The sequence below is a fragment of the Aeromicrobium tamlense genome (assembly GCF_013408555.1).
Taxonomy (GTDB): Bacteria; Actinomycetota; Actinomycetes; order Propionibacteriales; family Nocardioidaceae; genus Aeromicrobium; species Aeromicrobium tamlense.
Map to the genome: position 1 here is coordinate 2448472 of NZ_JACBZN010000001.1, position 11655 is coordinate 2460126.

General features: G+C 70.9%; 11 protein-coding genes. 3 read left to right on the forward strand and 8 right to left on the reverse strand.

From position 1 onward, the window contains the following. Positions 1-3 precede the first annotated feature (3 nt). The 3 genes from BJ975_RS12140 (at position 4) to BJ975_RS12150 (ending at position 3120) form a co-directional block, all read left to right on the forward strand. Entirely contained in the window at positions 4-1443 is a 1440-nt protein-coding gene (locus BJ975_RS12140; RefSeq protein WP_179426254.1) for an aldehyde dehydrogenase family protein, read from the forward strand. Between the two features lie 76 nt (positions 1444-1519). Next, positions 1520-2374, forward strand: a complete 855-nt coding sequence (locus BJ975_RS12145) for an aldehyde dehydrogenase family protein (protein WP_179426256.1) — start codon at positions 1520-1522, stop codon at positions 2372-2374. A 170-nt stretch (positions 2375-2544) separates the two neighbouring features. Continuing rightward, a complete protein-coding gene (locus tag BJ975_RS12150) occupies positions 2545-3120 on the forward strand; it encodes a uridine kinase family protein (protein WP_179426258.1) in 576 nt (191 codons plus the stop codon). A gap of 18 nt (positions 3121-3138) precedes the next feature. Here BJ975_RS12150 and BJ975_RS12155 read toward each other — a convergent pair whose 3' ends face one another. From BJ975_RS12155 to BJ975_RS17140, 8 genes are all read right to left on the reverse strand, one after another. Beyond that, positions 3139-4224, reverse strand: a complete 1086-nt coding sequence (locus BJ975_RS12155) for an adenosine deaminase (RefSeq protein WP_179426260.1) — start codon at positions 4222-4224, stop codon at positions 3139-3141. Position 4225: 1 nt separating this feature from the next. Then, a complete protein-coding gene (locus tag BJ975_RS12160; RefSeq protein WP_179426262.1) occupies positions 4226-4681 on the reverse strand; it encodes a MaoC family dehydratase in 456 nt (151 codons plus the stop codon). A 64-nt stretch (positions 4682-4745) separates the two neighbouring features. Beyond that, on the reverse strand, positions 4746-6032 hold the full coding sequence (locus tag BJ975_RS12165; RefSeq protein WP_179426264.1) for a thymidine phosphorylase: 1287 nt from the start codon (positions 6030-6032) through the stop codon (positions 4746-4748). Between the two features lie 73 nt (positions 6033-6105). Next, positions 6106-7284: a cytochrome P450 gene (locus tag BJ975_RS12170; RefSeq protein ID WP_179426266.1), complete on the reverse strand. Its 1179-nt coding sequence runs from the start codon at positions 7282-7284 to the stop codon at positions 6106-6108. Beyond that, positions 7281-7703: a cytidine deaminase gene (locus BJ975_RS12175; protein ID WP_179426268.1), complete on the reverse strand. Its 423-nt coding sequence runs from the start codon at positions 7701-7703 to the stop codon at positions 7281-7283. The genes BJ975_RS12170 and BJ975_RS12175 overlap by 4 nt, the downstream gene beginning before the upstream one ends. Further along, positions 7700-8962 (reverse strand): ABC transporter permease, encoded by a 1263-nt coding sequence (locus tag BJ975_RS12180; protein WP_179426270.1) that lies wholly within the window; start codon positions 8960-8962, stop codon positions 7700-7702. The genes BJ975_RS12175 and BJ975_RS12180 overlap by 4 nt, the downstream gene beginning before the upstream one ends. Beyond that, positions 8959-10059, reverse strand: coding sequence for an ABC transporter permease (locus BJ975_RS12185; RefSeq protein ID WP_179426272.1), 1101 nt, complete (start codon positions 10057-10059; stop codon positions 8959-8961). Before BJ975_RS12185 ends, BJ975_RS12180 begins: the two co-directional genes overlap by 4 nt. Then, positions 10056-11618, reverse strand: coding sequence for an ABC transporter ATP-binding protein (locus BJ975_RS17140; protein WP_269305416.1), 1563 nt, complete (start codon positions 11616-11618; stop codon positions 10056-10058). Before BJ975_RS17140 ends, BJ975_RS12185 begins: the two co-directional genes overlap by 4 nt. Between the last annotated feature and the right edge of the window lie 37 nt (positions 11619-11655).

Genomic DNA, 11655 nt, shown 5'->3' on the forward strand with positions numbered 1-11655 from the left:
GACATGCCCAAGTTCGAATACGCCCCCGCACCGGAGTCGCGCTCCATCGTCGACCTCCAGGCCAGCTACGGCCTCTTCGTCGACGGTGAGTTCACCGACGGCGGCGGCACGGCGTTCAAGACCGTCAACCCCGCCACCGAGGAGGTCCTCGCCGAGGTCGCCGAGGCCAACGAGGACGACGTCGACCGCGCCGTCCGCGCCGCCCGTCGCGCCTACGACCGCGTGTGGGGACCCATGCCCGGCCGCGAGCGCGCCAAGTACCTGTTCCGGATCGCCCGCATCCTGGCCGAGCGCAGCCGCGAGTTCGCCGTCCTGGAGACGCTCGACAACGGCAAGCCGATCAAGGAGTCGCGCGACGTCGACGTGCCCCTGGTCTCGCAGTGGTTCTTCTACCACGCGGGCTGGGCGGACAAGCTCGATCACGCGGGCCTCGGCCCGAACCCGCAGCCGCTCGGCGTCGCCGCGCAGGTCATCCCGTGGAACTTCCCGCTGCTGATGCTGGCGTGGAAGGTCGCGCCCGCCCTCGCGGCCGGCAACACGGTCGTCCTCAAGCCGGCCGAGACCACGCCGCTGACGGCCCTGCTGTTCGCCGACGTGTGCCGCCAGGCCGAGCTGCCCGCGGGTGTCGTCAACATCGTCACGGGCGCCGGCGAGACCGGTCGCCACCTCGTGTCGCACCCGGACGTGAACAAGGTCGCGTTCACCGGCTCCACCCCGGTGGGCCGCGAGATCGCCCGCGCCGTCGCCGGCACGGACAAGCGCCTCACCCTCGAGCTCGGCGGCAAGGCCGCGAACATCGTGTTCGACGACGCGCCGATGGACCAGGCCGTCGAGGGCATCGTCCGCGGCATCTTCTTCAACCAGGGCCACGTGTGCTGCGCCGGCTCGCGCCTGCTCGTGCAGGAGAGCGTCGCCGAGGAGGTCCTCGACCGCCTCAAGACCCGCATGGCCACGCTGCGCCTGGGCGACCCGCTCGACAAGAACACCGACGTCGGCGCGATCAACTCGGCCGAGCAGCTGGGCCGCATCCGCGACCTCGCCGCCACCGGCGACGACGAGGGCGCCGACCGCTGGAGCGCTCCGTGCGAGCTGCCCGAGCGCGGCTACTGGTACGCCCCGACGATCTTCACCGGCGTCACGCAGGCGCACCGGATCGCGCGCGAGGAGATCTTCGGCCCGGTCCTGTCGGTGCTGACCTTCCGCACGCCCGCCGAGGCGATCGAGAAGGCCAACAACACGCCCTACGGCCTGTCGGCCGGCGTGTGGACCGAGAAGGGCTCGCGCATTCTCGCCATGGCCGACCAGCTGCGCGCCGGCGTGGTCTGGGCCAACACGTTCAACCAGTTCGATCCCGCCTCTCCGTTCGGCGGGTACAAGGAGTCCGGCTACGGCCGCGAGGGCGGCCGCCACGGACTCTCCAGCTACCTGGAGGCTTCCCGATGAGCGAGCGTCAGCGAGCGACCATGACACATCGAATGACGGCACCTGCGTACTGTGCCCTTTCTACGGAGGTGCCGGCATGAGCGAGCGCGTCGACGTCCGCAAGACCTACAAGCTGTTCATCGGCGGGGCGTTCCCCCGCTCGGAGTCCGGCCGCACGTACGAGGTCGCGTCCTCGCGCGGGAAGTTCCTGGCCAACGCCGCGAAGGCGTCGCGCAAGGACGCCCGCGACGCGGTCGGCGCGGCCCGCAAGGCCTTCGGCGGCTGGTCGAAGCGCACGCCCTACAACCGGGGCCAGATCCTCTACCGCGTGGCCGAGGTCCTCGAGGGCCGCCGCGACCAGCTGGTCGCCGAGGTCCGCGCCGCCGAGGGCGTCAACGAGCGTCGTGCCAACGCGATCGTCGACGCCGCCGTCGACACGTGGGTCTGGTACGCCGGCTGGGCCGACAAGCTCTCGCAGGTCACCGGCAACGCCAACCAGGTGAACGGGCCGTTCTTCAACCTCACCTCGCCCGAGCCCACGGGCGTCGTGGCGATCGCCGCGCCGCAGCAGTCGTCGCTGCTGGGCCTGGTCGAGGTGCTCGCCCCGGTGCTGCTGTCGGGCAACACGGCGGTCGTCGTGTCGTCCTACGAGCGTCCGCTGCCCGCCATCACGCTCTCGGAGATCCTCTCGACCTCCGACGTGCCCGGCGGCGTGGTCAACGTGCTGACCGGCGACATCGCGGAGATCGGCCCGTGGCTGGCCACGCACCTCGACGTCAACGCGCTCGACCTGACCGGCGTCGACGACGCCGACGTCGCGCGCGACCTGGAGGCCGAGGCCGCGGTGAACCTCAAGCGCGTCGTGCGCCCCGGCACCTCCACGGCCCAGGCGCTCACCCGCATCACGCCGTTCCTCGAGCACAAGACCGTCTGGCACCCGATCGGCGTCTGACGTCCCGCTGGAGCGGTGAGCTGTCAACCCTTCCCTCGGCGTGGCGGTGAGCCGTCAACCTCTTCGCACCTGATGCGGTTGATCGCTGACCGATACCCGAGTCGAGAGGTTGACAGCTCACCGCTCCCCGGGGCGAACGGCCGCCGACGCGTCTCGATACGCTCGCACCCATGCCGCACGTCGTGATCCTGGCCGGCCCGTCCGGGTCGGGGAAGTCCCACCTGGCCGAGCGGCTCGGCTGGACCGTGCTGCGGCTCGACGACTTCTACCACGACCACGACCACCCCGGGCTCCCGCTGAGCACGCTCGGGATCGTCGACTGGGACGACGTCCGCTCGTGGAACCTCGAGGCAGCCATGACGGCCATCGAGGAGCTCTGCCGCCACGGCCGCACCCAGGTGCCGGTCTACGACATCTCGGTGAGCCAGGCCGTCGGCACGCACGAGGTCGTGCTGAACGGCGACCGCTTCATCGCCGAGGGCCTCTTCGCCACCGACATGGTCGCGCCGTGCCGCGAGGCCGGCGTGCTCGACGCGGCGATCTGCCTCACCCGTCCGCGGCCCGTCGTCTTCTGGCTGCGGCTCGTGCGCGACCTGCACGAGTCACGCAAGCCGCCGATGACCTTGGTGCGCCGCGGCTGGCGCCTCATGAGGGACCAGCCGCGCGTCATCGCCGAGGCCGTCGCCGCGGGCTGCGTCCCGATGCACCCGCGCCGCGCCTACCGCTTCCTGACCTCACGCCGCTAGCGAGAGACGGGCGGGCGGTCAGTGGCCGAGGGCCGCGTAGCCGGGCTTGATGACCTCGTTGATGAGCGTGAGTCGCTCGTCGAACGGGGCGAAGGCGCTCTTCATGGCGTTGACGGTGAACCAGCGCAGGTCGCCCAGGCTGTAGCCGAAGGCGTCGGTCAGCAGGTTCATCTCGCGGCCGATCGAGGTGCCGCTCATGAGTCGGTTGTCGCTGTTGATCGTGACGCGGAAGCCCAGCTCGGCCAGCGGGCCGATCGGGTGGTCGGCGATCGACGTCATCCCGGCGACGGCGCCGGTCTGCAGATTCGACGACGGGCACATCTCCAAGGGGATGCGACGGTCGCGGATGTACGCCGCGAGGCGGCCGAGGTGCGCCGTCGGCGAGGCCGAGAAGTCGATGTCGTCGACGATCCGCACGCCGTGACCGAGGCGGTCGGCGCCGCAGCGCTGCACGGCCTGCCAGATCGACGGCAGGCCGAACGCCTCGCCGGCGTGGATCGTGAAGTGGGCGTTCTCGCGGCGCAGGTACTCGAACGCCTCGAGGTGCAGGATCGGCGGGAAGCCGTCCTCGGCGCCCGCGATGTCGAAGCCGAGCACGCCCCGGTCTCGGTACTCCACCGCGACCTTCGCGATCTCGAGCCCGCGCGACGCGTGCCGCATGGCGGTGAGCAGCTGGCCGACGACCATCGCCCGGCCCTGCTCGCGCACGAGCGCGACGCCCTCGTCGATGCCGGCCTGGACGGCCTCGACGGCCTCCTCGATCGACAGTCCGGCGTTCTGGTGCTGCTCGGGGGCCCAGCGCAGCTCGGCGTAGACCACGCCGTCGGCGGCGAGGTCGAGCACGGCCTCGCGCGCGACGCGGGCCAGGTCCTCGGGGCGCTGCATGACGCCCACGGTGTGCTGGAAGGTCTCGAGGTAGCGCACGAGCGAGCCCGACGAGGACGCCTCCTCGAACCAGGCGCCGAGGTCCTCGGGCGCGGCCGGCAGGTCGTGACCGATCTCGAGGGCGATCTCGGCGACCGTCTCGGGGCGCACTCCCCCGTCGAGGTGCTCGTGCAGGGCGACCTTGGGAGCGGCGGCGATCTGCTCCGGCGTGGCCCTCATGTCAGGCGTCCATCAGCAGGGTGACGGTCTCGGCGATGCACGCCGGCTTCTCGCTGCCCTCGATCTCGACGGTGTGCTGCAGCGTCACCTGCTGTCCCTTCTCGATGTCGCGGACGTCGAGGACCTCCACACGGTTGCGGACCTTCGAGCCGACCTTCACGGGCGCCATGAAGCGCACGCGGTTGAGGCCGTAGTTGACGCGGGCGCGGTCGCCGGCGAACGCGTAGACCTGGGCGCCGAGGAACGGCAGCAGCGAGAGCGTGAGGTAGCCGTGGGCGATCGTGGCGCCGAACGGGCCGTCGGCCGCGCGCTCGGGATCGACGTGGATCCACTGCCGGTCACCGGTCGCATCGGCGAACATGTCGATGCGGTCCTGGTGGATCTCGATCCATGAGCTGACGCCCAGCTCGGTCCCGGAGGACGCGGCGATCTCGGCTCTGTCGTTCAGGATGCGCATGGGTCCGAACCTACCGTGTCCCGCGCCACACCATGGGCCCCGGATGTCCCACGGGACGCTGCCGTCAGCCGCCGATGCGGTCGATGACGATCGGCGTCGCCCGGGGCCCCGAGGCACCGATCGACCAGCCGCCCTCGAGCGCCTCGCGTGCCCGCTCGAACCGCTCGGGCGTGTCGGTGTGCAGGGTCAGCAGCGGCTGCCCGGCCCGGACGGTGTCGCCGGGCTTGGCGTGCAGCTCGACGCCGGCACCGGCCTGGACGGCCTCGCCCGGACGCGAGCGGCCCGCGCCGAGTCGCCACGCGGCCACGCCCACGGCGTAGGCGTCGAGCGAGGTGAGCACGCCGTCGGCGTCGGCCGTGACGGTCTCGGTCTCGCGCGCGACGGGCAGCTCCGCATCGGGATCGCCGTCCTGCGCGCGGATCATGGCCTTCCAGGCGTCCATCGCGCGGCCGTCGGCGAGTGCGTCGGCCGGGTCGACGTCGGTGACGCCGGCCGCCTGGAGCATCTCCCGGGCCAGCGCGACGGTGAGCTCGACGACGTCGGACGGGCCGCCTCCGGCCAGCACCTCCACCGACTCGCGCACCTCGAGGGCATTGCCCGCCGTGAGGCCGAGTGGGATCGACATGTCCGTCAGCAGGGCCACGGTGCGCACGCCCGCGTCGGTGCCGAGCGCGACCATCGTCTCGGCGAGCTCGCGGGCGTCCGCCTCGTGCTTCATGAACGCGCCCGAGCCGACCTTCACGTCCAGCACGAGCGCGCCCGTGCCCTCGGCGATCTTCTTGCTCATGATCGAGCTGGCGATGAGCGGGATCGCCTCCACCGTGCCGGTGATGTCGCGCAGGGCGTAGAGCTTCTTGTCCGCCGGCGCCAGGCCCGAGCCCGCGGCGCAGATGACCGCGCCGAGGTCCTCGAGCTGGGTCATCATCTCGTCGTTCGACAGTGCCGCGCGCCAGCCGGGGATCGACTCGAGCTTGTCGAGCGTGCCGCCCGTGTGGCCGAGACCGCGGCCCGACAGCTGCGGCACGGCGACGCCGCACGCGGCCACGAGGGGCGCGAGCGGCAGCGTGATCTTGTCGCCCACGCCACCGGTGCTGTGCTTGTCGGCCGTCGGCCGCGACAGCGAGGAGAAGTCCATCCGCTCGCCCGTGGCGATCATCGCCGCGGTCCAGCGGGCGATCTCGCGACGGTTCATGCCGTTCAGCAGGATCGCCATCGCGAGCGCGGACATCTGCTCGTCGGCCACGACGCCGCGCGTGTACGCGTCGACGACCCAGTCGATCTGGTCGTCGGTCAGCTCGTGGCCGTCGCGCTTGGCGACGATGACGTCGGTGGGGGCGAACTTCTCTGTCATGCCGGCACCTCCGTGGAAAAAGCACGGTACGTCGGCACCGTCATGACACTTCTCATTTCTCGCTGCCGCTCGATCATGCAGACACCTGGATGCTCTCGTAGCCGCGCAGGACCCACGTGGGCCGACGCGGGGACTCGCCCGCGAGGACGAGATCGGGGAAACGGTCGAGCAGGGCACGCAGGGTGATGCCGAGCTCGAGGCGCGCCAGCGGCGCGCCGAGGCAGAAGTGGATGCCCAGCCCGAAGCCGACGTGAGGGTTCGGGTCGCGACCCACGTCGAACGTGTCGGCGTCCTCGAACACTGCGGCGTCGCGGTTGGCCGAGCCCATCAGGCACGCCACCTTCTGCCCGGCGGTGACGAGCTGGCCGGCGACCTCGACGTCCTTCGTGGCGGTGCGCTCGAAGAGCTGCAGCGGCGCGTCGAAGCGGATGAGCTCCTCCAGCGCGAGATCGATCGGCACCTCGCCGCTCGTGACGCGGGCGAGCTGGTCGCGGTGCGTCAGCAGGGCGTGGAAGCCGTTGCCGAACGTGTTGACGCTGGCCTCGTGGCCGGCGTTGAGCAGCAGCACCACCGTGGCGACGAGCTCGTCGTCGGTGAAGCCCTTGCCCGCGTCGGTCTCGGCGATGAGGTCGCTGACCAGGTCCTCGCCGGGCTGCGCACGACGCATCGCGATGACCTCGCGCACGTAGTCGGCGAACGCCGTGCTGGCCTCGATGGCCTCGGCCTTCGTGGCCTCGTCGATGTCCTTCTCGTACATGTGCACGATCGCCTGGCTCCAGCGGCGCAGGTCCTCGTGGTCCTCGCGCGGGACGCCCAGCAGGTCGCAGATGACGTAGACGGGCATCGGCTCGGCGTAGTCGGCCAGCACGTCGAACTGCTCGGGCAGCGCGGCGACCATGTCGGCGGCGAGCGACTCGATGCGCGGACGCATGCGCTCGACGTGGCCGCGGCCGAACGCGCCGGCCAGCAGGCGCCGCATGCGGGTGTGCGCGGGCGGCTCGTTCTCCATGAGCTGGTTGCGGTGGAGCGTGTTGAACGGCTCCATCTCCTCCACCGGCTCCCAGTCGTGCCACAGCCGCCCGAAGGCGCGGTTCTTCAGCACCGCGCCGACGGTGGCGTGATCGGTGGCCAACCACGTCGACCACGGCTCGTGCCAGACCAGGGATCCCTGCCTGCGCAGATCGGCCAGGGCCGGGTAGGGATCGCGCAGGAAGTCGGCGTCGGTGGGGTCGAAGGTGGTCAGCGTGCTCATGAGTCGTCCAGGTCCGTCACGTCGAAGGCGTCGGGGAGCACCTCGGCCATCGTCTTGACGCCCGAGGCGGTCAACAGCTGGCACTCGGGGCCGCCGTTCTCCCACAGCAATTGTCGGCAACGGCCGCACGGCATGACCGGGCGCCCCTGTCCCTCGACGCACACGACCGCACGGAGCTTGCCGCCACCGGTGGAGTGCAGGGCCGAGACCATGCCGCACTCGGCGCACAGGGCCACGCCGTAGGCCGCGTTCTCGACGTTGCAGCCCAGCACGACCCGCCCGTCCTCGACGAGGCCGGCGGCGCCGACCTTGTACTTCGAGTAGGGCGCGTAGGCGCGCTGCATGACCTCGACGGCGTACTTCGTGAGGGCGTCCCAGTCGACGGGCGCCTCGGCCGGGGTGAAACCGAATCCGCTCATCCGACACTGCCCTTCCGGTAGACCTTGCCGTCCGCCGCGGGCATCCTCAGGTTCTGGCTGAACACCGCGAGGACGAGCAGCGTGGTGACGTACGGCGTCATGGTGGCCAGCTCGTTGGGGATCTGGTCGGTGGTGAGGTAGATGCCCGCGACGATGACGCCCAGCACCGCGGCGATGAGCGCCGAGCGCTGGCCGTGCTGACGCCACTGCCAGACGGCCAGCATCACCAGGAAGACGGCCACGAGCAGCAGCAGCGCGTGCACGGTCTCGCCGCCGCCGCGCAGGCGCAGCGTGTCGGTGTAGCCGAACAGCGTGGCGCCGGCGAACAGGCCGCCGGGACGCCAGTTGCCGAAGATCATGGCGGCGAGGCCGATGTAGCCGCGGCCTCCGGTCTGTCCGTCGCGGAAGGCGTTCGCGGCCACCAGCGCCAGGAAGCCGCCGGCGAGGCCCGCGAGGCCGCCCGAGGCGATCACGGCGATGAACTTGTAGCGGTAGACGTTGACGCCGAGCGACTCCGCGGCCGCCGGCGACTCGCCGACCGAGCGCAGACGCAGGCCGAAGCCGGTGCGCCACAGCACCCACCAGGTCAGCACGAACAGGGCGATCGCGATGAGCGTCAGCGACGACACGTTGGTGACGAACGCGCGCAGCACCGCGGCGACCTCGGAGACGAAGAACCAGTTCTCCTGCTCGATCTCGCCCAACGGCTCGGACAGGCCCGAGATCGTGATGCTGGGCAGTCGCTCGATCGGCGGCGACTGCGTCTGGCCGCCACCGGGGACGCCCGAGAAGGCCATGCCCGCGAGGTACTGGACGGCACCCGCGGCGATGATGTTGATCGCGACGCCGGAGACGATGTGGTCGACGCCGAAGTAGACCGTGGCGACGGCGTGCAGCAGGCCGCCGGCGGCGCCCAACAGGATTGCGCCCACCACGCCCTGCCACGGGCCGTAGAAGTAGCCGAAGTAGCCGGCGCCGAACGTGCCGAGGATCATCATGCCCTCGAGGCCGATGTTGACCACGCCCGCACGCTCGGACCACAGGCCGCCGAGGCCGGCCAGGCCGATCGGGACGGCGGCGATCAGGGTGGCGCGGATCGTGCCCGACGAGCTGAGGTCGTCGACGCCGGTGATGATGCGCAGCAGCGACATGATCACCAGGACGCCGGCGATGCCGATGAGGATCCATGGCCAGCTCAGGCGGAAGCGGCCCTGCGGAGTGCCGTGGACGTTGGTCACGGGGTCGGTCGCCACGCTCATCGGGCCACCTCCTTCTCCTGGTGCTGGGAGTCCAGGGCGGCCGCCACCTGACGCTGCTCGAGCCGGACGCCGTAGCGGCGGACGACCTCGTAGGCGATGACGACGGCGAGCACGATGACGCCCTGGGTGACCTTGACGATGTCGGGCGAGACGTCGAGCAGGATCTGCAGCGGGTTGGACTGCTGGTCGAGGAACGCGAACAGGAGCGCGCCGATCGCGATGCCGACCGGGTGGTTGCGGCCCAGCAGCGCGATGGCGATGCCCGCGAAGCCCAGTCCGGACTGGAACGTGGAGCCGTAGGCGTAGTCCTGGCCGAACAGCAGCGGCATGCCCACGAGGCCGGCCACCGCACCCGAGAGCAGCATCGTCACCAGGATCATCTTCTTGACGTTGATGCCCGACGCGACGGCCGCGCTCTCGGACTGGCCCGCGGCGCGCAGGTCGAAGCCGAAGCGCGTGCGGTTGATGAGCAGCCAGTAGGCGATGCCCACGATGATCGCCACGACGATGAAGCCGTAGACCTCGCCGCCGAGGAACGGGATGCCGGGGATCCGGCTCCCCTCGGGCACCGGCTTGGTCGAGATGATGTTGCTGCCCTCCTCGCGGACGGCCACCTTGCGCAGCAGGTAGGCCACCACGGCGGTCGCGATCGCGTTGAGCATGATCGTCGAGATGACCTCGGAGACGCCGCGGGTGACGCGCAGCAGGCCCGCGATGCCGGCCCACATGGCGCCGACGAGCATGCCGGCCACGAGGGCGAGGGCGATGTTCAGGAAGCCCGGCAGCCAGGCCTCGCCGGCCACCCACGCGGCCGCGAAGGACGCGATCCGGTACTGCCCGTCGACGCCGATGTTGAACAGGTTCATCCGGAAGCCGATGGCCACCGCGACCGCCGACAGGTAGTACACCGTGGCGGCGTTGAGGATGTTGACCATCGTGCGGTTGCTGGGCCAGCTGAGGATCTGGCTCCACACGCCGATCCAGTCGTCGCCGGCCAGGATCAGCACGAGGCTGGTGACCACGAAGGCCACGACCAGGGCGAGCGCCGGAGCGGCCAGCGCCAGCCCGATCCGGGTCAGCCGCGACTCTGTCCTCATGCGGACTCCTCCTCGTCGGTGGCGCCGGTCATGGCCGAGCCGAGTTGCTGGGGCGTGACCTCGCCCGGGTCGAAGGTGCCGACCAGCTGTCCGCGCAGCAGCACGGCGATCGTGTCGGACAGGCCGATGAGCTCGTCGAGATCGGCCGAGATCAGCAGCACCGCCAGGCCGTTGCGGCGGGCGCGCTTGATGTGGTCCCAGATGGCGGCCTGGGCGCCGACGTCGACGCCGCGCGTGGGGTGCGCGGCGATCAGCAGGCTCGGGTCGCTGCTCATCTCGCGGCCGACGATCAGCTTCTGCTGGTTGCCGCCGGAGAGGGCGCGGGCGAGCGTGTCGATGCTCGGGGTGCGGACGTCGTACTCCGCGACGATGCGGTCCGTGTCCTTGCGGGCCCCGTTGCGGTCGATGAAGGGCCCGGCGACGTTGGGCTCGCGGGTCTGGTGGCCCAGGACGCGGTTCTCCCACAGCGGGGCGTCCAGCAGCAGGCCCTGGCGGTGGCGGTCCTCGGGGATGTAGCCGATGCCGGCCTCGCGGCGACGGCGCGTGGACCAGTCGGCGATGTCGGCGTCGTCGAGCTCGACCCGGCCGGTGGCCTCGGGTCGCATGCCCATGATGGCCTCGACGAGCTCGGCCTGGCCGTTGCCCTCGACGCCGGCGATGCCCAGGATCTCGCCGCGGTGGATCCTGAAGGAGATGCCGTCCAGCAGGGGGCGGCCACCGCGCGGGTCGGGCAGGCCGAGGTCGACGACCTCGAGCACCTCGACGTCGGTGACGGTGGACAGCTCGGTGCTGGGGCTCGGCAGCTCGGAGCCGACCATCAGCTCGGCCAGCTGGCGCGAGGTGACGCTGTCGGCGGCCACGGTCTCGACCGTGGTGCCACGGCGGACGACGGTGACGCTGTCGGCGACCGACAGCACCTCGTCGAGCTTGTGGGAGATGAAGATGACGGCGAGGCCCTCGGACTTGAGCTCGCGCAGGTTGTCGAACAGCTCGTCGACCTCCTGGGGCACCAGGACCGCGGTGGGCTCGTCGAGGATGATGATGCGCGCGCCGCGGTAGAGGACCTTGAGGATCTCGATGCGCTGGCGGGCGCCGACGCCGAGGTCGGCGACGAGGTCGTCGGGGCGGATGTCGAGGCCGTAGGTCTCCGACAGGCTGCGGATCTGCTCGCGGGCGCGGTCGCCGATTCCGTGCAGCTTCTCGGCGCCCAGCACGACGTTCTCCAGGACGGTGAGGTTGTCGGCGAGCATGAAGTGCTGGAAGACCATGCCGACGCCGTGCCCGATCGCGTCGGACGGCGAAGAGAACGAGACGTCGCTGCCGTCGATCTGGATCGTGCCCGAGTCGGGCTTCTGCACGCCGTACAGGATCTTCATCAGCGTGGACTTGCCGGCGCCGTTCTCCCCCACGATCGCGTGGATGGTGCCGCGGCGGACGTCGATGTCGATGTCGTGGTTGGCGATGACGCCGGGGAACGTCTTGCCGATGCCCCGGAGCCGGACCACGACGTCCGAGCCGCTGCTCGCGTTGGTGCCGGTTTCGGCCGATGTGATGCTCACGATGTCACCTTCTGGTGGTCGGCGGACCCAAAGGGGC